This window comes from Sphingomonas daechungensis, assembly GCF_039543105.1.
GTDB lineage: Bacteria > Pseudomonadota > Alphaproteobacteria > Sphingomonadales > Sphingomonadaceae > Sphingomicrobium > Sphingomicrobium daechungense.
Window position 1 is genome coordinate 1659461 of record NZ_BAABJC010000001.1, and the last position, 18783, is coordinate 1678243.

The following is an 18783-nucleotide window of genomic DNA, read 5'->3' on the forward strand; positions in this document are numbered from 1 at the left end:
CTTCGGTCAGTCCTTCATCGGGATCGGCTTGCCGCCGACCATGACATAGCCGACGCGCTGCACAGCCGTCGGATCGACCAACGGGTCTCCATCGACTGCGATCAGATCGGCCGACTTGCCCGGGTCGAGCGTGCCGGTGATGTCCGACAACTCGAGCAGGTCCGGCCCGCCCTTGGTCGCCGCAATCAGCGCGTCGCGCGGGGTCATCCCGCCCTTCGTCACCATCAGCTCGACCTCCTTGTTTGCGGAGGTATGCGGCGCAACCGCGCTATCGGTCCCGAGCGCAATTTTCACGCCTGTGCGATAGGCGAGATTCAGCCCCTTGCCCCAGACGTCGAACGTCTGGCGAGCCTTGGCTTCGGATTCCGGGGGCAGCTTGCCAGTGCCCATCAGACCCTGCACGCCGCTGAACGCCATCAGCGTCGCGGAATAGTAGGTGCCGTGCGCCTTCATCGCCTGCGCGCCGGCGGCGTCGAGGAACGTCCCGTGCTCGATCGAATCTACGCCGGCGTTGGTCGCCGCGAGAATGCCGCGCGCTCCGTGAGCGTGCGCAGCGACCTTCAGATGCATGGCGTGGGCAGCATCGACGATGCCCTTCATCTCCGCGTCGCTGAAATGTTGCTCGAGCCCCATGGCTCCGGGGTCGAGGACACCGCCGGTGGCCATGATCTTGATCACGTCGACCCCCTCTGCGGCGAGCTTGCGGACGGCCTCCTGGCATTGGTCGACGCCGGTGCAGACGGCGGGGCTCAGGTGGGCGTCATCGACCGCTCGGGCGAGCTCCGGCGGAAGACCGGTGGCGGCGTCCGCATGCCCGCCGATGATCGACAGCGGGTCGCCCGACACCCGGATGCGCGGACCCGGAAAGCGTCCTTCCGTGACGGCATCGCGAACGGCGACGACCGCGCTGGCTTCGCCGCCAAGGTCGCGCACGGTGGTGAACCCGCCGCGCGCCATTTCCAGTGCATGCGTGAGCCCCAACGTGGTCGCATAGGCGATCGAATATTTCTGGGTGAAGTAAGCGTACCAGGGCGTTCCCGAAGTCTGCGTCAGGTGGACGTGGACGTCAGTCATCCCGGGCATCACCGTCCGGCTGCGCTCATCGACGACGGTCGCCCCGGTTGGCGCTGTGAAGCCATCCTCAATCCGGGTGATCCGCCCGTTTTCAACGATGACGGTCGAAGCGCCGCGCGCGGGCTTGGCGGCATCCACGATCAGGCGACCGGCCTGAATGGCGTAAGTCTCAGCGCTGGCGGTGGAAGCGGTGGCGATCGCGACGACGGCTGCCAAAAGTTTCAGCATGCAACTCTCCCCTGTCGGTGCGCGACCGTAACGGGACTCGCTGCGGCTTCAAGTCACCATTGCCAGGAGAGTGGCGATGAAGTCCGCCTCCGCCGCCGGCTTGTCGGTCCGGATCCGGCTGATCCGGGGAAAGCGCATCGCCAGGCCCGACTTATGACGGCTGCTCCGGTGGATCGAATCGAAGGCGACTTCGAGCACGAGGCTCTTCTCGACCTCGCGCACGGGTCCGAAACGCTGGATGGTGTGATTGCGTACCCAGCGGTCGATCCACCGCAGTTCCTCGTCCGTAAAGCCGAAATAGGCCTTGCCGACCGGCAGTAGCTCGCCTGCCTCGTTCCAGCAGCCGAAGGTGTAATCGCTGTAATAGCTGGACCGCTTTCCGGATCCGCGCTGGGCATACATCAGCACGCAATCGGCGGTCAGTGGATCGCGCTTCCACTTGTACCACAAGCCGGTCCGGCGGCCGGCGACATAGGGGCTGTCGCGCCGCTTCAGCATGATGCCTTCGATGGCGCCATCGCGGGCGCCGGCACGCAGCTCCTCCAGCTCTTCGAACGTGGCGGCTTCGATCAGTTGCGAGAGGTCGAACCGCTCGGGATCGAGCTTTGGAACGAAGGCTTCGAGAAAACCCCGCCTTTCCGCCCACGGCAGCTCGCGCCGATCCTCTTCGCCGTCGAACAGAATGTCATAGAGCCGGACGAACGCCGGATAACTGCCCAGCATTTTCTGGCTAACGTTCTTCCGGCCCAGCCTTTGCTGGAGTGCGTTGAAACTGGCCGCCGCACCGCCGTGCTGCTCGACAAGTCCCTGGCCGGAGCCGCGTACCAGGAGCTCGCCATCGAGAACGCCCCTGCTGGTGAAAGCCTCGGCGATTTCGGGAAAGCTGCCGCCGATGTCGTCACCGGTCCGGCTGTAGATTCGCGTCTGCCCGGCGATGTGGACCAGCTGGACGCGGATGCCGTCCCACTTCCACTCAGCAGCATAGTCTTCGAGCGAAACTTTCGTCTCTTCCAGCGGATGGGCGAGCATGAACGGGCGAAAAACCGGCACGTCCTGCGCCGTTGGTTGCGGACCGCGGCCTTCAGCCCAGTCGAAGAGCTCGAGAAAAGGCGGAGCGAGGCCGTGCCAGACCTCTTCGACCGCCTCCACGTCGATACCGAATGCGTCGGCCAGAGCCTGTTTCGCCAGTCGCGCCGAAATGCCGACCCGGAGCGCCCCCATCGCAAGCTTGAGCAAGGCGTAGCGTCCCGATGCGTCGAGGTGGTCGAGCATGTCGGCCAGCACCCGCGGCGCTTCCATCTTGCTTGCCGATCGGAGCCGCTCGACGGCGGTCGAGACGCTGATCGTGGCATCGTCGAGCTCGGGCTCGCCGTCTGCTGAGTTCGGCCACAGCAGGGAGATCGTCTCCGCCGAATCGCCGACATAATCCCGGCTCATCCGGAACAGGATCGGGTCGATCGTCTCTTCCACCAGCCCGCGAATCGCGGCGGGCTTCACGTGCGGGATGTCGAGGGTGCCGGTCAGCGCCGCGAGCGCGATGCCGCGGTCGGGGTCGGGCGTCTCCTTGAGATAATCGCCGATCACCTTGAGCTTCGTGTTGCGCGAGCGCGTGTAGACGAGATCGTCGAGAAGCTGGGAAAAGGCGCGCATCGGGCAACACAATGCCTCAATGGCGTTGCGGTGCCGAAACTTTAGTGCAGGCGAATGGCCAGGGCCGCCAGAATGGCGTTGGTGTCGGTGCTCCGATCGCTTGAAAGCGCCTCGTCCATATGCTCGAGGCAGCAGCGGACCGAGATGCGGTGGCCTGGGAGAAGTGCCAGCTGCGCCGACCGGTGAGCGAGCTCTTCCAACGCGGCAAGGCCGTTGGTCGCTGCGACCTGCCGGATGGCGTCCATCTGCGCATGAATGTCGAGCGGCGAGAGGCGCGCGGCGCGCTTGCTGAGCTCGGCGATCCGCTCGCCCAGCTGTTCACGAACGTCGCTGATGGACGGTGAAGTGCGTGCCCTTGCCATGAGCACAGTTTCAACGACGATGGTTAAGAGGCGGTTACAGGTCCGCGTCGCCTTGACAAATTGGCGTCTGGCGGTCATTTGCGCGACCGATCGAGCGGCTCCTTTGTGCCGCTCTCTTCGTTTCAAGCATTGGGATTAGGCGCGATGGCCAAGCCGACAACCGTCAAGATCAAGCTCGTCAGCACGGCCGACACGGGCTTTTTCTATGTGACCAAGAAGAACCCTCGGAATCAGACCGAGAAGATGAGTTTCCGCAAGTACGACCCGGTCGCGCGCAAGCACGTCGAGTTCAAGGAAGCGAAGATCAAGTAAGCCCCTGACGGCGTTAGACGTCGGCAGTTACAGGCTGTTTTCGCGCCAGCAGTGAGTCCACCTCCTGCACGAATCGCGCGACTGAAATCGGCTTCGTCACATAGGATTCGGCGCCGGCGCCCCGAATCCGCTCCTCATCGCCGGCGGTCGCGTAGGCGGTGACCGCCATGATCGGCACGTCCTTCAACGTCTCGTCGGCGCGGATCAGCTGGATCAGCTCGAGCCCGCTGACATGGGGCAACTGGATATCCGTGATTACCAGGTCCGGGATGAACTCGCGTGCGGCATCGTGGGCGAGGCGGCTGTCAGTGACGGCCTGCGGTTCATGGCCATGCGCTGCGAGGAGATCGCAGAACAGCTTGATGTTGAGGGCGTTGTCCTCGACAATCAGGATCTTGGCCAACCGGATATTCCCCCACTCTCTCGTGCTGATCTAGGCCATGCGGGCTCAACCGACAATTGACGCCGAGACTCTCGCGCTCTCCGCGCTTGCCGCCACGCTGACGGACGAACGCCGCGCGCAGCGGTTCCTCGACCTGTCCGGAATCGACACAGAAGATCTGCGTCGTCGAGCGGCCGAGCCTATCCTGCTTGCAGCTTTGCTACGTTTCCTTGAAGCGCATGAACCGGACCTGATCGAGGTCGCGGGTGCGATCGGTGTGAAGCCGGAAGAGCTTGTCGCCGCACGGGAGGAACTGGAAGCTTGAAGCGTCCGCTGCTGATTACCGACTGCGATGAGGTGCTGCTCCACATGGTCAGCCACTTCGCCGAGTGGCTGGAGGCCGATCACGGGATTCGCTTCGCCTTTGAGACGGGCCGCTTCTCCGAAGCTCTGACCCTCGTCGAAACAGGGGAGCCGCTGGCGCTCGACCAGGCGTGGCTCCTCCTCGACGCTTTCTTTCGCAGCGAGATGCACCGGCAGACCCTGGTGCCCGGGGCCGAGGAAGCGCTGGGCCAAATCGGCGAGGTCGCCGACATCGTCATCCTCACCAATCTCGGCAGCGAAGCGCACCCCTGGCGGGTCGAGCAGCTGGCGAGTCACGGCATACGCCATGACGTCATCTGCAACTCCGGCGGGAAGGGGACACCCGTCAGGCAACTGCTGAAGGAGCGAAAGCCGACCAACTCGGTATTCGTGGACGACTTGCCCCAGCACCACGAGTCGGTCGCAAAACATGCGCCGGAGGTCTGGCGGCTGCACATGATCGCGGAGCCTCTCGTCGCACAGGCCGTTCCCATGGCTGAGTACGCGCATGCCCGCATCGACGACTGGCCCAGCGCGACCGACTGGATCGTCGAAAGACTTTTGGAGAAGCCATGACCAAGACCATCCTCATCACCGGCGCCACATCCGGTTTCGGAAGGGCCTCGGCGCGGCGATTTGCGGCAGGCGGTTGGAGGGTGATCGGGACCGGTCGCCGGGCGGATCGGCTGAAGGAGCTGGCTGAGGAACTTGGCGACGTCTTCCTGCCGCTGGAAGTCGACATGCGCGATCCTGAAGCGCTCGGCGACTTGGCCAGACTGTCGGCGCCCTGGGGCGACATCGACCTGCTGCTAAACAATGCGGGCCTGGCTCCGCCCACGACCCCGTTGCCGGAAACCGAATGGTCGAAGCTCGACCAGATCATCGAGACCAACGTCACCGGGCTGGTTGCATTGACGCGGGTGCTGATTCCGAAGCTGGTCGAACGCAAGGGACAAATCATCAACCTGTCATCGGTCGCCGCCAATTATCCCTACAAGGGCGGCGCGGTCTACGCCGGCACCAAAGCATTCGTCCGGCAGTTCTCGCTCGACCTGCGCTGCGATCTCGAAGGGACCGGCGTTCGTGTGACTTCGGTCGAACCCGGAATGGCGGAGACCGAGTTCACCCTCGTCCGCACGGGTGGGGATCAGTCGGCGTCCGACGCGCTCTATTCGAACATGAACCCGATGACCGCCGAGGATCACGCCGAACTGTTCTGGTGGCTCGCGAACTTGCCGCCCCACCTCAACATCAATTCGATCGAGCTAATGCCGGTGAACCAGAGCTGGGCCGGCTTCGCGGTCCATCGCGAGGGTTGACCCGGCAGCCATGCGGGTGTTGAGGCGCGGCCATGAGCATTGACCAGCGCCTCGCCGAACTCGGCATCACCCTTCCTCAGCCAGCTGCCCCGGTCGCGTCCTACGTGCCTGCGGTCGAACAGGGCGGATTGCTCCACATTTCCGGCCAGATCAGCTTTGCCGAGGACGGCAGCCTGATCAAAGGCCGGCTGGGGGAAGACGTGGATCTCGACGGCGGGATCGCTGCCGCGCGCCGGTGTGGAGTGATGCTCCTCGCTCAGATGAAGGCTGCGCTGGGCTCGCTCGACCGGGTCGAGCGGGTCGTGAAGCTTGGCGTGTTCGTCAACAGCACGCCCGCGTTCACTGGCCAGCCGAAGGTCGCGAATGGGGCATCAGAACTGATGCAGGATGTCTTCGGCGAGGCAGGCCGGCACGCTCGCAGCGCCGTTGGCGTTGCCGCTTTGCCGCTCGGTGTAGCGGTCGAGGTGGATGCGATCGTCGCGGTCAGGACCTGACCCGCTCGATCCAGGCCCGAAGGGGTTCGCGCACCGGGGCCTCCACTACGGAGCCGGCTTTCCCGAGAACAGCCTTCTGGCATTCGCGGCCGCAATGGAGATTGGCGCCGGGATCGAGTGCGATCTGCGGCTGACGGCTGACGACCGGATCGTCGTCTTCCACGACTCGAATGCCTGGCGGATGTGTTCCAGCCCCGTGGTCATCGGCGAAACACCCTTCGCGGAGTTGAATCGGCTGCGGGTCGGTGACGGACCTATCCCGACTTTGGAAAGCCTGCTGACGCTGATCGACGGCCGCGTCCCGCTCCTGCTGGAGGTTAAGGTCGAGCAGAACATCTGGCGTTGGATTCCCGCCTTGAAGGAGGCGCTGAAACAGTATCGCGGCCCGCATGGCGTGATGAGCTTCGATCCCAGGATCTCGCGCCTCCTCAAGACCAACCACCCACGCGTTCGTCGCGGGCTCGTCGTTCGCGACAAGCTGACGTCGACGAAACGCCGGCTGGCGATGTGCTTGGCCGATCCCCATTTCCTGGCCGTGGACCGATTGGCTCTTGAACGCCCGTGGGTGGCCGAGGCGCGGCAACGTTTGCCGGTCTATTTATGGACGATTCGGGGACCGCAGCAGCGCGCGGCAGCGCAGGTTCATGCGGACGCGCTTATTTGGGAAGCCGATGGCCGACCGTGAATCCGAAGTCGTTGCGAAGCTCGCCTCCGGCGTCAGCGGGCTAAACCAGGCGGCATGGGACCGGATCGTGGGCAACGACCCGTTCCTAAGCCATGCCTTCCTGGCAGCTCTCGAGATTTCTGGGAGCGTGGGCAAGGGCACCGGCTGGACCCCCGCGACTCTCCTCGTCGAGGATTCGGAATCGCACCTGATTTCCGCTGCTCCCGCATATTTGAAGACGCACAGCCAGGGCGAATATGTGTTCGATCACGCCTGGGCAGATGCTTTCGAACGGGCCGGCGGATCCTATTTTCCGAAGTTGCAGGTTTGCGTCCCATTCACGCCCGTTCCAGGCCCGCGCCTGCTGGGAAAGCAGCCGCAGCATCTGCTTGCCGCTGTCGAAGCCGTGGCCGTCCAGAACGAGATCTCGTCGGCGCACATCACCTTTATCGACGATGCGGGAGCCGCGGAATGTGAGCGGCGCGGCTGGCTCATCCGCGAGGGTGTGCAGTATCACTGGTTCAATCGCGGCTACGCCGATTTCGACGCGTTCCTCGGTGCGCTGACCAGCCGCAAGCGGAAGGCCATTCGCAAGGAGCGCGAGGCTGCCAGCCAGGGCGTGGAGATTCGGGCCCTGAGGGGAGCCGAGATTGGTCCGGCGGAGTGGGACGCCATGTGGCGGTTCTACCAGGACACGGGTTCGCGAAAGTGGGGCCACCCTTACCTGACGCGAAGATTTTTCGACCTGATCGCCGAACGAATGGGCGACGCTCTGCTGCTTTTCCTTGCGTTGCGAGACGACGAGCCGATCGCCGGCGCTCTCAACCTCGTCGGGTCCGACACCCTGTACGGCCGCTACTGGGGAACGACCGAGGAAGCCCCGTTCCTCCACTTCGAGCTTTGCTATTACCAAGCAATCGAATGGGCGATCGCGAACGGGCTCGACAGCGTCCAGGCCGGCGCACAGGGCGAACACAAGCTCGCCCGCGGCTATGAGCCCGTAATCACCAGGTCGGCGCACTTTATCGTCGATCCCGGCTTCCGCCATGCAATCGAACGGTTCCTGGAAGAAGAACGTCGCGCGGTGGCCGCGGAGGTCGAATGGCTGAAGCGCGCTTTGCCTTACAAGTCCTCGTCGGCGTAGATCGCCACGCTCCGCTGTTCACCATCGGCGACCCCCCGATACATGGCCCGAGTCGTGAATCCCCAGGCGCATTCGCCCGATGGCGCGACGGCGATCAAGCCGCCGAGTCCGCCAAGATCCTTGATGTCCTGCAGCGTGCCGTCGAGCGCCTCCTGCAAGGATTGGCCCGCCAACCGCACCCGCTCGCTCAACTGGTGCCCAGCGACGGCACGAATGAAATATTCACCTGAGCCAGTGGCTGATACGGCCGCAGACCGGTCGTCGGCGTAGGTTCCTGCTCCGATCAGCGGCGAGTCTCCGATCCGGCCCCACTGCTTGGCGGTCAGCCCACCGGTGGAGGTTGCGGCAGCGACATGACCTTGCTCGTCCACGGCGACCGCTCCGACCGTGCCGTATTTCACGTCGGCATCGAACCCGCCCTTGGCAAGGAGCTCGTCCAGCTGGCGCCGGCGCTCGGCGGTGACGAACCAGCTGTTCTCGACCTGCTCCATCCCCGTTTCGCGAGCCAGGCGGTCTGCGCCGTCGTACGAGAGGAAGACGTGCGGACCCCGTTCCATCAGCGTGCGCGCAAGGCTGATCGGAGCGCGAGTCGTGCGCAGGCCTGCGACCGCGCCAGCCCGGCGATTGCTGCCGTCCATGATCGCCGCGTCGAGCTCCACCAGTCCTTCCGCGTTGAGGGTGCTGCCGCGGCCGGCATTGAAGCATGGATCATCTTCGAGAACGCGGACAGCAGCTTCGACCGCATCGACCGCGCTGCCGCCGGCAGTGAGGATCTCCGCGCCTGCGTCGAGCGCCTCCCTAAGTCCCTTGCGGGCGCGCTCCTCGTGATCCTCATCGCCGTGGTCGGGCCGCATCGCGCCGGCACCGCCATGAATTACAAGCTTCCACCTAGACATCGCGCCAGCGCCTAGCGAGGCGCACCGGCAATTGCGAGCCGCTTGACTCCAACAGCAGTAGCGATATTATTGTGATATCACTTTTTGCCAAGGAGGCATTCGTGTCTACAGGGGACATCGTTGCACTGAATTCGAGCCGGGAGCGCGGGGCAGCGACCTCCAGCGGCTATCCGATGCTGGTTCTGCTACTCGTGTTGACCGCGCTGACCATTTGGGGCGTGATTCGGCTGGTCGGCGACGTGTTCGGCCCGCTGACGGCCGTAGCAATTCTCGCAGGGCCGCTGCTGTTCATCTTCGTGGCCTGCGGTTTCTACATGCTGCAGCCGAACCAGGCGGCGGCGATCACCTTGTTCGGCGATTACCAGGGAACCGACCGGGCAACCGGCCTCCGCTGGGTGCTGCCGTGGATGATGCGCAAGAAGGTTGCGGTCCGCGCCAACAACTTCATTTCCGACAAGATCAAGGTCAACGACCTGCGCGGCAATCCGATCGAGATGGCAGCACAGATCGTCTGGCGCGTGGTTGATACGGCGCAGGCCCTGTTCGATGTTGACGATTATCGCGCGTTCGTCACGGTCCAGGTGGAGGCCGCGATCCGGACCATCGGCTCTCGCTATCCTTACGACGATTTCGAGCATCTCGAAGTCACGTTGCGCGGCAATCACGACGAAGTCGGGGTCGAACTTCGCAAGGAACTGATCGCGCGCCTGGCGGTCGCCGGAATCACGGTCGACGAGTGCGGCTTCACCCACCTTGCCTATGCGCAGGAGATCGCGGGCGCGATGCTCCGCCGCCAGCAGGCACAGGCGGTGGTCGCCGCCCGCAAGACCCTGGTCGAGGGTGCGGTCGGCATGGTGGAGATGGCGCTGGCCGCCTTGTCGGAGAAGGATGTCGTCCACCTCGACGACGAGCGCCGGGCGGCGATGGTGTCCAACCTGATGGTCGTCCTATGCGGCGAGCGGGATACCCAGCCCGTCGTGAATACCGGAACGCTCTACACATAGGCTTGTCATGGCTGGTGGCGGCGAGCGAAAAGCGTACCCCTTGCGGGTCGATCCGGACCTTTGGTCCGCAGTAGAGCGCTGCGCCGCCGCCGACCTGCGCAGCGTCAACAGCCAGGTCGAATGTCTGTTGCGGGAAGCCCTGAAGGCGCGAGGCGTGAAGCTCGATCCGCCCCAGCCCGTGAAACGCGGGCGGCCGAAGAAGGAAGACGGAAATGCTTGAAAGCACGATCATTGCCCTGGCCGCCGTGACGGCTGCCTTGACCGCGCCGGGGCCGAAGGGGCCGCTAGCCGGAACCTTCCTCGATGCTGGCAAGAGCGCGCCAGTCGTCCTGATCATCCCCGGCTCCGGCCCCACCGACCGCGACGGCAACAACCCGCTTGGCGTGACCGCTGCGCCCTACAAGATGCTTGCCGAGGCGCTAGCCGAGAGAGGGGTGTCGACCTTGCGCGCGGACAAGCGCGGAATGTTCGGAAGCAAGGACGCAGTGGCGGACGCGAACGACGTCCGGATCGCGGATTACGTCACCGACGCCCGTTCGTGGATTGACACCCTGAAGACCAGGACGGGGGCTTCCTGCGTCTGGCTCCTCGGTCATAGCGAAGGCGGCCTGATCGCGCTGGAAGCAGCGCAGGATCGCACGAGCATCTGCGGCGTCATCCTGATCGCGGCGCCTGGCCGAAAGCTTGGCGAAGTCATGCGTGACCAGCTGAAGGCCAGCCCGAACACGCTCCTGGAGCCAGCGCTTGCGGCTCTTGGCGAACTCGAGGCGGGCCGGGCGGTCGATGCGACCAAGCTTCCCACGCCGCTGGCCACTCTATTCAATCCGAAGGTTCAGCCGTTCCTGACCGACCTACTGGCCAAGGATCCAGCGCGTCTTGCTGGGGGCGTCGCAACGCCAATGCTCATCATCCAGGGCGGTCGCGACATTCAGGTTACGGAGAGAGATGCGAAGGCCCTTCATGCAGCCAACCCGAAGTCGCAATTGCTGGTCATTCCGACGATGAACCATGTCCTCAAGGATGTCGCCAACGACGACCGCGTGTCCAACCTTGCGACCTACTCCGATCCGACGCTTCCGGTCGACGCGGAGCTCGTGACGGCCATTGCCGCCACCGCCACGCCAAAGGCTCGGTGAGTGGCGGACTGGTTCGCACCGAAGCGGTATGGGCTCGGCTCCGGCAAGCCCATTAGCTGGCAGGGGTGGGCCGTCAGCATCATCTACATGCTGCTCGTCCTGGCCGCATGCCTGGTCCTCCAGCAAAGCCTGCTCGCCTTCCTCGCAATTTTCGTTCCAGCGACCTTGGCGTTCCTGATCATCTGCGCGCGCACCACGCGCGGTGGGTGGCAATGGCGCTGGGGAAAGGACGACTAGCCGACGGAAAGGTCGTGCTGCTGGTTGAGCAGCCGCCATTCGTCGAGGTCGGCGTGCATGGCTCGCGCTGCTTCCTCAACCAGATCGCCCACGCGGGACAGGTTGCTCGAATTGCGTGTGAGGCGATCGGCGATCTGCTCAAGGACGCGGGCAGTTTGCTCCGAACGGACGGCGCTGCCGACGTAATCGCCCTGAACCCGGATGCCGAAGATCGCGGTCCCGATTGCGGGCAAGCCAGCCGACAGAAGCGTGAACCAGTTGCTGTTCGCTTTCACCCAATGCGGCGCAAAGGCAAAGCCCAGGAGTAATACGACGCAGCCGAGTAGAGCAGTCGTGAACAAGGTCAGGCCAACAATTTCCAGCCGGTGATCCAGCCGCTCCGCCAGATTCGCCACGGACTTGTTGTATGCGACCTGTGGGGCAAGCTCGTGCTCGGCGATGGTCGAGGCCATGGCCTTCAGCCGGTCACCGTCGATCGCGCCCGACGGACATCCCATGCCGCGCCAGACCACGGCCGCATACCAATCCACCCATCGGCCGAAGGTCGGGTTCGCGGCTGTCCCCGGAGGGTCGGGCGCAGCCAGGCCTAGAAGCTTGAGGCTGCGCATTGGGCGCAGGCGCTCGGCCAGTTGGCGATAGTCGAGCCAGCGGCGATGCCACTGCCGGCGAACGCCGATCTGGGTGTTGAGCAGGATCGCAAGGATGGCAGCGAACTCCGCCACCGCGAGAATCTTCTTGGCGTCCGGAAGAACCAGCGTGGTCAGCGCGAGCAGAACCGCAAAAGCGGCAAGTACAAAGTTGAAGACGTGGCCGCTGCGATAGGATTGTGCGTAATCGCTGGCGAGGGTGTCGGCCCATTCGTACCAGGACTGAAGGCTCGCAATCGGCGTCGTAACAGCGGCGACCTTGTGACACGCATCGCAGTAGGTTTGCCATTCCTCATGCGTCCGAACGGCGCCGATTTCCGGCCGCCAGTGGTGCCGCCGCAGGCGCGCGACGCCCGTTGCGGCGAGCAGCAGGGGATATTCGATGCGGGTCCGGAGCTTCCTTCGGCACTCCCCCTGGAACATGTGGATGAACTCGCGCTCGCGCTCGTCCGGGGGCGGGGACAGCACCGCGGTGAGGACTGCGCCAAGCTCCTCCTCGCCGAAGGTGCGGACGTTCGCCTGGTCTTCCGCATGAGTGACGACCGCCGGGTCGAAGGCGCTCCAGCGAATTTTCAGTTCATCCGACGCTGCGACGGGAACATGAATGGTTGGCGTAGCGCGGTCGTGGGCCAGTCGTACGACCTCCCCCGTTCCGCCCCGCCCACGAGGCGGAAGCCCGTCCCAGACCGCGATCAGCAAGTCGCAGTGAGCGACCGTCGCTCTTCCAGCCATGACGTAGCTTTCGAGGTGATGGTCGCTTTCGCCGGACAACTCGAGGACGCAGGTTGCGCGGGATAGAAGCGCATCGAACCGGACACGCCCGTCTTCGTCCGACATGTCGGTGCGATATCGCTCGCGATCGAAGGGGAGAACCGCGTGAAGCTCAAACCCTAGCCGAAGCGCAATCTCCGCGGCGATCTGGTCCGCCCCGTCGGCCAGCGGCGAAACGAACAGCAGCCTCGGCGGCGCATCAGAAAAGAACGACTGGTTCGCCTCTCGAACTGCGGCGGCTTGTTCCGTCAGCGCTTTCAGAACCGTCGCAAGACGATCGTGGAGCGTGAGCAGAGAGTCGGCCGGAAGCGCATCCTTGCGATGCCCGGTCACCCCGACGGCGAGCACGAACGGCAGGGCCGGGGGGCATTCGCGGCCCGGCCCATCGTTCAACGCGCGAGCCAAACGATCGCGACGATGGCAACGATTGCGATCGTCGCGACGCCAACAACGGCCGTGCTGGTGAAGCTCGTTACGGAGCGCGTGTTTCCGCCATTCTTCAAATCCGGATCGTACATGAATGGCGGATGATGGCCGTTAGCGTCGTCGTACGGCTTACCATCAAATCTGAGCGCGTACTTCAGATTGCAGGCCGACTTATTCAGATCGCGAACAGTTAGCAGATTGTTGGAGGAGGATGAGGGCGGACTTTTCAGGTCGAACTCTCCGGCGTCACCAGCTGCCGTTGGGCAATTGGGATCAAAGTCCACCCAAAATGCATCCGCCGGCGCCGGGTAGAACTTGAGTCCTAGATTGGTTTCGTCGCGGAAATGAAATTTGATGTCCGTCGGCGGCGTGCCTTCTGCGACGTCGATCTTTCCTGTCTTGGTGGGTCCGCCCGCGAAATTCCAGTCGTAATCGAATTGAACTGTTCCCGTCGCGTCCTTGAAGGCTTTGACCCGAACTTGAATGTCTGGGCTTGAATTCGTTTTGACCTTGGATGCTTCTGCGAGTTGGGTCGCCATTTCGTGTTCCCCTATTAGTTAACCATCCTCCGGTACCCGATAGACTGTAATTTGGCTCTGAGCGGACGAGCCTCAGCCAGACGGCCGAGATTCACAAGCAGCTCTGCCTGAAGAGCCAAGTTGGTCGGTTCATTGGCCTGCTTTGGCCATTTCTGCAAAGCTGAGAGCCACGCGGTTTGAGCGCCGGCGCGATCACCCTTTCGCGCTCTGACGTCTCCAATCAGCTTGAGGGCCTGAGCGACCTGCAAAGCAATTTCGACCGGCTCGCCTCGCCGCCGTGATCGAGCTGCATCAAGCGCTCGATTGGCTAAGTCGAGCGCTTCCTCCTCCGCTCCGCCAGCGAGGGATACTTGCGACCTCTTCATCAAACAATTGACGGCCAGGGATCGCCATTCAGCGACTTCGCTTCGTTCACCCGTCAGACGGCTGGCGCGATCGCACGCAGCTCTCGTTTGCGCTGCGGCTTCGTTCACTCGACCGGATTGCAGCAGCGTCGAGGCATAATCGAGCTGAGCACCTGCCGCCCATTGCAGCCAGTCCATGTTACCGGGCTCAGTCGGCAAAAGTTCGTCCGCAACAGCGACTGCTTTCCTTTGGTGCTCTAGCGCTTCGGGCAAAGAACCGTGGATCCCCAGCCATCGTCCCAGGGCCCTGTGGGCGGAGATCGCGCGCTCACGAATGCCCGCATCGGCCGGGTTCTTCAGTATCATTTGATCGATGGTCGCAACTTGGCGTTCTCGTTTGGCGATAGCTTCATCGAGGCGACCCTCAGAGAATTGAGAATCAGCCAGCCATGCCAAAGACTCGACCAATCCCTTCTGATAATCGAGGTTCGTGGGATCGCTGGCTGCGAGCGTCTCCGCAGTTTCTAAAGAACGTTGGAGGATCGCCGAAGCCTCTGGGTAACGTCGTTGCTCCATCAGGAGAGCCCCCAGGGCTGTCGTCGAGTATTTGACCTCCAGCTTCCACTTCGGATTGTCGGGGTCCGCGGCGACCATCGCGTCAGCGAGCCGTTTGTATTCGCGCATTGACGCTTCCGCTTCCGGCATCAGCCCACGCTGATGCGCGACTTCGCCGACCCAGAAGACATTCTGCGCATGATCGAACAACCGCTGCGGATTGTCTGGTTCGCGACGAAGGGCCTCCGCGGTGCTCGCATAGGCCTCACGATAGAGATTCAGCGCGCGGCCGAGGTCGCCCCGGGTGTTAGCGATCTCGCCCATCAGCGTCAGGGCCTTCGATCGCTGCGTGAGGCTCTGGTCGGAAAGCTCGCTCTTGTCCTGGCTTTGGTAATAGGCAAGCGCGCGAGCCCCGACGGCATCGAGGGTATCGAGGCGTCCCAGTGGCTCCAGCTTGGTCCGCAAGTCGCCGAGCATGAAGCCGACCAGGCTCTCGGCCTCGCGCCGTTGGTCGCGGGCAATGTCGCGCGACTGAAGCGCGAAGATCGCCAGGCTGGTGGTCACCACCATGCCCGCAAGCGATGCGGCGGCCAGGATGGCCAGTCGGCGCTGCCTTCGGACCGTCTCCCGCTGAACGAGATCGTCCAGGCCGACTCCGAGCATTCCGGCGACCAGCTTGAGCAGGCCGAGGCGCTTGCCGTCTCGGTCATCGCGGAGGTCGGTGCACAGCGGCTCCGCCCGCCTGGGAGTCGGCCGGCCGCGGCGGTCGTACTGCACGCGTAGGGCGTGTGGCAGGCATTCCTCGGACTCTCGCCCGGGCAGGTCGCTAGCGAACGGTTCACCGTCGACGATGGCAGCGAGAACGGCTCCGTCGGGCCGAAGCCGCTTGAACGTGTCGATCTCCGCATTGGTCCAACGCGACTTGGCCGCGGCGGGCGAGCAAAGGACGATCAGGAACCGGGATGCCGCAAGCGCTTCGCGAATCTCCGCTCCCAGGTCGGAGGACGCCGCCAGCTCCTTTCGATCGCGAAAAATGGGCGTGAGGCGCTTCGGGACGATGCCGTGCGGGGTCAGCCGGCCGGCAATCGATGAAGGCACCCTGAACTTTTCGAGGGAGTCATGGAGCCATTCGCCCCAACCGGAATCGGTGTGGCTGTAACTCAGGAAGGCGAAGTAGACGGGGGAAGGAAGAGTCGCTGGCCGGTCGCGCCCGGCATCGGTCCGGTCACGTTCCTTACGCAGCAACTGGGCAACTTCGGCCATCCGCTGCCCCCGCGATTCCTGTTAACCCTGTTAACACAACAGCATAAGAGTCGCGATTGTCTTTGGATAACCGCATCCGGCTTTGCCGGAAGGGCGGCAGGCCCTATATCGCTGCCCATGTCTTCTGTTCGCCCCTGGCGGGATATCGTGCGGCGCAAGTCGCGTCAGATCATGGTCGGCTCGGTGCCGGTGGGCGGGGATGCGCCAGTCACCGTGCAGACAATGACCAACACACCGACTGAAGATGCGCGCGCGACCATCGACCAGATCCGCCGCTGCGAAGAGGCTGGCGTCGACATCATTCGCGTGTCCTGCCCGACCGCCGAAGCAACCGCCTCTCTGAGGGAGATCGTGCGCGCGGCCAACGTGCCGATCGTCGCCGACATCCACTTCCACTACAAGCGCGCGCTCGAAGCGGCCGATGCAGGCGCCGCTTGCCTGCGGATCAATCCCGGCAACATCGGGTCGGAAGACCGGGTCAAGGAAGTGATTTCCGCGGCGCGGGCGAATGGCTGCGCGATCCGCATCGGCGTCAACGCCGGGAGCCTCGAGAAGGACCTGCTCGAAAAGTATGGCGAGCCGTGCCCGGAAGCTCTGGTCGAGAGCGCGCTCGACCATATCCGCATCCTCGAGGACCATGGATTTCGCGACTACAAGGTCGCAGTCAAGGCGTCGGACGTGTTCCTTGCGGTCGCCGCCTATCACGCGCTCGCTGATGCGGTGGATTGCCCGCTCCACCTCGGCATCACCGAGGCCGGCGGCTTGATCGGTGGGACGGTCAAGAGTTCGATCGGCATCGGCTCGCTCCTTTGGGCGGGGATCGGCGACACGATCCGCGTCTCGCTCTCGGCGGAGCCGGAAGAGGAAGTGCGCGTCGGATACGAAATCCTGAAGGCGCTCGGCATCCGCAATCGCGGTGTCCGGGTCGTGTCCTGCCCCAGCTGTGCACGCCAGGGCTTCGACGTGATCCGCACGGTGCAGACGCTGGAAGAGCGGCTGCAGCACATCCGTACTCCAATGTCGCTCTCCGTACTCGGTTGCGTCGTCAACGGTCCCGGTGAAGCGCGCGAGACCGACATCGGGATCACCGGTGGGGGTCAAGGCAAGCACATGGTCTATCTGTCCGGCGTCACCGACCATCACGTGCGCGACGAGGACATGGTCGATCACATCGTCAGGCTGGTGGAAGCCAAGGCCGCCGAGATCGAAGCAGCGGCCGCTGCAGAGCAGACTCTCGACGCCGCCGAATAGCGGCCTTTAACCTTTATTCACCTTGTCGGCGCAGTCTTGCGCCATGGCGAAGCTGTTGCTGATCATCATGGCATTGGGCGCGTTGATCGACGGTCTGTCGTCGACTCAGTCCGAGCCGCCGCTGCTGATCGACGCTTCACAGCCAAACTCACCGGCACTCGACGCCAACGACTGATCCGCTAAGTCCGGCGCGTGAACCGCGTCGCCCAGCATCCTGTCCAGGCTTTTGCCGCAGCGCTTGCGGCAGTCGGAATCCTATCGGTCATGGATGCCGTGATGAAGGCGCTGGTGCTGGCCATCGGCATTTATGCGGTCAGCATATGGCGATCGCTGGCCGGACTGATCCTTGCGGGGGCGCTTTACCTTCCGCGAAGATTGCCGTGGCCGAGCACTGCAACCCTGAAGATCCACGTGTTCCGCGGCGTGATCGTGACCGCGATGGCCTTCCTGTTTTTCTGGGGGATCGGCCGGGTTCCGCTGGCGCAGGCAATCGCGCTGACCTTTATTGCTCCGCTGATCGCGATGATGCTCGCCGCGCTGTTCCTGCACGAAAAGATCGGCCGGAAGTCGATCGGAGGATCGGTCATCGCATTCGGCGGCGTCCTGGTCATCGTGCTGGGGCAGGCGCGCGCGGAGCTTGGCCCGGAGGTCCTGCTCGGCACCGCGGCCATCATCGGCTCGGCACTCTGCTATGCCGGCAACATCGTCCTGATGCGACACCAGGCGCTCGCCGCAAAGCCGCTTGAGATCACTTTCTTCCAGTCGCTGACCATCGCCGTGCTGTGGGCGATGGTGCTGCCTTTTGCCGGAATTCCTCATCTTCCGTCGCCAACCTGGGGAGCTTGGGTGGTCGTGGCGGCTGCGATGTCCACGGCCGGGGCCTTGCTGTTTGCGTGGGGCTATGCGCGGGCGGAGGCGAGCTACCTCGCGGCGACCGAATATAGTGCGTTCATCTGGGCAAGCGCTCTCGGCTGGCTGGTCTTTTCGGAGCCGGTGTCCTTCTACACGATTGCTGGCGCCGCGCTGATCGTCGGCGGTTGTATCGTTGCGGCGCGGAGCAAGCTCAAGGCTCCCGGCGAGGTCGAAGTCGCGACCTAAGAGCCGAGCGCGTTGATGGTGAACGCCAGCACGCCAAGGTTGAAGACGAAGGCCGCCATGCAATGGCCGACGACCACGCGCCGGATTGCGGGCGAGTTGATGTCGCAGTCCGAGGTCTGGAACGTCATCCCCAGCGTGAAAGCGAAATAGACGAAGTCCCAGTAGTCAGGCTCCTTCGTGTCCGGGAACTTGATCCCTCCCGCGTCGCCGCGGCCCTTCTCGTTCGGCAGGTAGTACATGTGCGCATAGTGGAACGCGTAGACCATGTTCCCGAACAGCCAGGCGATGATCAAGGTCGCGACGATTAGTGCGACGTCTAGCACTTTGGCTGCCTCGCTTCCGGCAATCACGGCGCCGACGGCGACAAGAATAACGGTCGTTACGGTGACACTGATGCCTAGCAGCAAGCCGCGATTAACGTCGTTTTCCTTGGACTGCTTGCGCATCTGTCCGCTGTCGTCGTTCAGCAGGGGCACGCAGGAAACCAGGAAGACCAGGGCCGCAATGTCGAAGCCGCTCATGATTCCTTTGAGCGGGTGCCACAGCCAGGTCATGAGTGCGCATCCCGCAATCAGCAGGACGACGAACGCCGTGAATCGGGCGGGTGCGAACTTGCTCATGACT

General features: G+C 63.7%; 23 protein-coding genes. 14 read left to right on the forward strand and 9 right to left on the reverse strand.

Features of this window, described 5'->3' with window-relative positions:
• Positions 1-6: 6 nt before the first annotated feature.
• The 3 genes from ABD928_RS08670 to ABD928_RS08680 are packed head-to-tail and all read right to left on the reverse strand — an operon-like array spanning position 7 to position 3314.
• Entirely contained in the window at positions 7-1302 is a 1296-nt protein-coding gene (locus ABD928_RS08670) for a metal-dependent hydrolase family protein (protein ID WP_345167974.1), read from the reverse strand.
• A 48-nt stretch (positions 1303-1350) separates the two neighbouring features.
• A complete protein-coding gene (locus tag ABD928_RS08675; protein ID WP_187715497.1) occupies positions 1351-2952 on the reverse strand; it encodes a cisplatin damage response ATP-dependent DNA ligase in 1602 nt (533 codons plus the stop codon).
• A 41-nt stretch (positions 2953-2993) separates the two neighbouring features.
• Positions 2994-3314: a hypothetical protein gene (locus ABD928_RS08680; RefSeq protein WP_187715496.1), complete on the reverse strand. Its 321-nt coding sequence runs from the start codon at positions 3312-3314 to the stop codon at positions 2994-2996.
• 144 nt (positions 3315-3458) lie between these two features.
• Here ABD928_RS08680 and rpmG point away from each other — a divergent pair, with 144 nt between their 5' ends.
• Positions 3459-3626: a 50S ribosomal protein L33 gene (rpmG, locus tag ABD928_RS08685; RefSeq protein WP_187708539.1), complete on the forward strand. Its 168-nt coding sequence runs from the start codon at positions 3459-3461 to the stop codon at positions 3624-3626.
• Positions 3627-3639: 13 nt separating this feature from the next.
• Here the strand turns inward: rpmG and ABD928_RS08690 are convergent, their stop codons facing one another.
• A complete protein-coding gene (locus ABD928_RS08690) occupies positions 3640-4020 on the reverse strand; it encodes a response regulator (protein ID WP_395623132.1) in 381 nt (126 codons plus the stop codon).
• 46 nt (positions 4021-4066) lie between these two features.
• Here ABD928_RS08690 and ABD928_RS08695 point away from each other — a divergent pair, with 46 nt between their 5' ends.
• Genes ABD928_RS08695 through ABD928_RS08720 form a run of 6 tightly spaced genes read left to right on the forward strand, consistent with a single transcriptional unit; the run spans position 4067 to position 7992 of the window.
• Positions 4067-4333 (forward strand): DUF3572 family protein, encoded by a 267-nt coding sequence (locus ABD928_RS08695; RefSeq protein WP_187715494.1) that lies wholly within the window; start codon positions 4067-4069, stop codon positions 4331-4333.
• A complete protein-coding gene (locus tag ABD928_RS08700; protein ID WP_345167988.1) occupies positions 4330-4947 on the forward strand; it encodes an HAD family hydrolase in 618 nt (205 codons plus the stop codon). The genes ABD928_RS08695 and ABD928_RS08700 overlap by 4 nt, the downstream gene beginning before the upstream one ends.
• A complete protein-coding gene (locus ABD928_RS08705) occupies positions 4944-5690 on the forward strand; it encodes an SDR family NAD(P)-dependent oxidoreductase (protein WP_187715493.1) in 747 nt (248 codons plus the stop codon). Before ABD928_RS08700 ends, ABD928_RS08705 begins: the two co-directional genes overlap by 4 nt.
• Before the next feature lie 32 nt (positions 5691-5722).
• Entirely contained in the window at positions 5723-6184 is a 462-nt protein-coding gene (locus tag ABD928_RS08710) for a RidA family protein (protein WP_345167993.1), read from the forward strand.
• Positions 6159-6869: a glycerophosphodiester phosphodiesterase family protein gene (locus tag ABD928_RS08715; RefSeq protein WP_187715492.1), complete on the forward strand. Its 711-nt coding sequence runs from the start codon at positions 6159-6161 to the stop codon at positions 6867-6869. The genes ABD928_RS08710 and ABD928_RS08715 overlap by 26 nt, the downstream gene beginning before the upstream one ends.
• A complete protein-coding gene (locus ABD928_RS08720) occupies positions 6856-7992 on the forward strand; it encodes a GNAT family N-acetyltransferase (RefSeq protein WP_345167997.1) in 1137 nt (378 codons plus the stop codon). Before ABD928_RS08715 ends, ABD928_RS08720 begins: the two co-directional genes overlap by 14 nt.
• Here the strand turns inward: ABD928_RS08720 and ABD928_RS08725 are convergent.
• Positions 7971-8888: an isoaspartyl peptidase/L-asparaginase family protein gene (locus tag ABD928_RS08725; RefSeq protein WP_345168000.1), complete on the reverse strand. Its 918-nt coding sequence runs from the start codon at positions 8886-8888 to the stop codon at positions 7971-7973. The two genes, ABD928_RS08720 and ABD928_RS08725, sit on opposite strands and share 22 nt — an antisense overlap.
• Before the next feature lie 101 nt (positions 8889-8989).
• Here ABD928_RS08725 and ABD928_RS08730 point away from each other — a divergent pair, with 101 nt between their 5' ends.
• The 4 genes from ABD928_RS08730 to ABD928_RS08745 are packed head-to-tail and all read left to right on the forward strand — an operon-like array spanning position 8990 to position 11265.
• The gene (locus ABD928_RS08730; protein WP_398286745.1) at positions 8990-9892 is read left to right on the forward strand and encodes an SPFH domain-containing protein; all 903 of its coding nucleotides are present in this window, start codon (positions 8990-8992) and stop codon (positions 9890-9892) included.
• Between the two features lie 7 nt (positions 9893-9899).
• On the forward strand, positions 9900-10112 hold the full coding sequence (locus tag ABD928_RS08735; protein ID WP_187715491.1) for a type II toxin-antitoxin system antitoxin: 213 nt from the start codon (positions 9900-9902) through the stop codon (positions 10110-10112).
• The gene (locus ABD928_RS08740) at positions 10105-11028 is read left to right on the forward strand and encodes an alpha/beta hydrolase (protein WP_345168005.1); all 924 of its coding nucleotides are present in this window, start codon (positions 10105-10107) and stop codon (positions 11026-11028) included. The genes ABD928_RS08735 and ABD928_RS08740 overlap by 8 nt, the downstream gene beginning before the upstream one ends.
• Positions 11029-11265, forward strand: a complete 237-nt coding sequence (locus ABD928_RS08745) for a hypothetical protein (protein WP_187715490.1) — start codon at positions 11029-11031, stop codon at positions 11263-11265.
• On the opposite strand, the gene ABD928_RS08750 is transcribed toward ABD928_RS08745, so the two are convergent.
• Genes ABD928_RS08750 through ABD928_RS08760 form a run of 3 tightly spaced genes read right to left on the reverse strand, consistent with a single transcriptional unit; the run spans position 11262 to position 15810 of the window.
• Complete coding sequence (locus ABD928_RS08750) at positions 11262-13076, reverse strand: DUF4231 domain-containing protein (RefSeq protein ID WP_345168009.1); 1815 nt, start codon at positions 13074-13076, stop codon at positions 11262-11264. The genes ABD928_RS08745 and ABD928_RS08750 overlap by 4 nt on opposite strands.
• Positions 13073-13648, reverse strand: coding sequence for a hypothetical protein (locus ABD928_RS08755; RefSeq protein ID WP_187715486.1), 576 nt, complete (start codon positions 13646-13648; stop codon positions 13073-13075). The genes ABD928_RS08750 and ABD928_RS08755 overlap by 4 nt, the downstream gene beginning before the upstream one ends.
• 14 nt (positions 13649-13662) lie before the next feature.
• Positions 13663-15810 (reverse strand): TIR domain-containing protein, encoded by a 2148-nt coding sequence (locus tag ABD928_RS08760; protein WP_345168013.1) that lies wholly within the window; start codon positions 15808-15810, stop codon positions 13663-13665.
• A gap of 117 nt (positions 15811-15927) precedes the next feature.
• On the opposite strand from ABD928_RS08760, the gene ispG reads away from it, so the two are divergent.
• From ispG to ABD928_RS08775, 3 genes are read left to right on the forward strand one after another with little or no spacing between them, the layout of a single operon-like run.
• On the forward strand, positions 15928-17061 hold the full coding sequence (ispG, locus tag ABD928_RS08765; protein ID WP_187715483.1) for a flavodoxin-dependent (E)-4-hydroxy-3-methylbut-2-enyl-diphosphate synthase: 1134 nt from the start codon (positions 15928-15930) through the stop codon (positions 17059-17061).
• A 43-nt stretch (positions 17062-17104) separates the two neighbouring features.
• Positions 17105-17236 carry a hypothetical protein gene (locus tag ABD928_RS08770; RefSeq protein ID WP_262984928.1) on the forward strand — a complete coding sequence of 44 codons (132 nt, stop codon included), beginning with the start codon at positions 17105-17107 and terminating at the stop codon, positions 17234-17236.
• Positions 17237-17253: 17 nt separating this feature from the next.
• Positions 17254-18159 carry a DMT family transporter gene (locus ABD928_RS08775; RefSeq protein ID WP_223276545.1) on the forward strand — a complete coding sequence of 302 codons (906 nt, stop codon included), beginning with the start codon at positions 17254-17256 and terminating at the stop codon, positions 18157-18159.
• Here the strand turns inward: ABD928_RS08775 and ABD928_RS08780 are convergent.
• A complete protein-coding gene (locus ABD928_RS08780; protein ID WP_187715482.1) occupies positions 18156-18779 on the reverse strand; it encodes a DUF1345 domain-containing protein in 624 nt (207 codons plus the stop codon). The two genes, ABD928_RS08775 and ABD928_RS08780, sit on opposite strands and share 4 nt — an antisense overlap.
• Positions 18780-18783 lie beyond the last annotated feature (4 nt).

Excerpts from the sequence above, each read along its gene's own strand:
- ABD928_RS08670 (WP_345167974.1), bottom strand. The coding sequence starts at position 1,302 with ATGCTGAAACTTTTGGCAGCCGTCGTCGCGATCGCCACCGCTTCCACC.
- ABD928_RS08675 (WP_187715497.1), bottom strand. The coding sequence starts at position 2,952 with ATGCGCGCCTTTTCCCAGCTTCTCGACGATCTCGTCTACACGCGCTCG.
- ABD928_RS08680 (WP_187715496.1), bottom strand. The coding sequence starts at position 3,314 with ATGGCAAGGGCACGCACTTCACCGTCCATCAGCGACGTTCGTGAACAG.
- rpmG (WP_187708539.1), top strand. The coding sequence starts at position 3,459 with ATGGCCAAGCCGACAACCGTCAAGATCAAGCTCGTCAGCACGGCCGAC.
- ABD928_RS08695 (WP_187715494.1), top strand. The coding sequence starts at position 4,067 with ATGCGGGCTCAACCGACAATTGACGCCGAGACTCTCGCGCTCTCCGCG.
- ABD928_RS08705 (WP_187715493.1), top strand. The coding sequence starts at position 4,944 with ATGACCAAGACCATCCTCATCACCGGCGCCACATCCGGTTTCGGAAGG.
- ABD928_RS08710 (WP_345167993.1), top strand. The coding sequence starts at position 5,723 with ATGAGCATTGACCAGCGCCTCGCCGAACTCGGCATCACCCTTCCTCAG.
- ABD928_RS08715 (WP_187715492.1), top strand. The coding sequence starts at position 6,159 with ATGCGATCGTCGCGGTCAGGACCTGACCCGCTCGATCCAGGCCCGAAG.
- ABD928_RS08720 (WP_345167997.1), top strand. The coding sequence starts at position 6,856 with ATGGCCGACCGTGAATCCGAAGTCGTTGCGAAGCTCGCCTCCGGCGTC.
- ABD928_RS08725 (WP_345168000.1), bottom strand. The coding sequence starts at position 8,888 with ATGTCTAGGTGGAAGCTTGTAATTCATGGCGGTGCCGGCGCGATGCGG.
- ABD928_RS08735 (WP_187715491.1), top strand. The coding sequence starts at position 9,900 with ATGGCTGGTGGCGGCGAGCGAAAAGCGTACCCCTTGCGGGTCGATCCG.
- ABD928_RS08740 (WP_345168005.1), top strand. The coding sequence starts at position 10,105 with ATGCTTGAAAGCACGATCATTGCCCTGGCCGCCGTGACGGCTGCCTTG.
- ABD928_RS08755 (WP_187715486.1), bottom strand. The coding sequence starts at position 13,648 with ATGGCGACCCAACTCGCAGAAGCATCCAAGGTCAAAACGAATTCAAGC.
- ABD928_RS08760 (WP_345168013.1), bottom strand. The coding sequence starts at position 15,810 with ATGGCCGAAGTTGCCCAGTTGCTGCGTAAGGAACGTGACCGGACCGAT.
- ispG (WP_187715483.1), top strand. The coding sequence starts at position 15,928 with ATGTCTTCTGTTCGCCCCTGGCGGGATATCGTGCGGCGCAAGTCGCGT.
- ABD928_RS08770 (WP_262984928.1), top strand. The coding sequence starts at position 17,105 with ATGGCGAAGCTGTTGCTGATCATCATGGCATTGGGCGCGTTGATCGAC.
- ABD928_RS08780 (WP_187715482.1), bottom strand. The coding sequence starts at position 18,779 with ATGAGCAAGTTCGCACCCGCCCGATTCACGGCGTTCGTCGTCCTGCTG.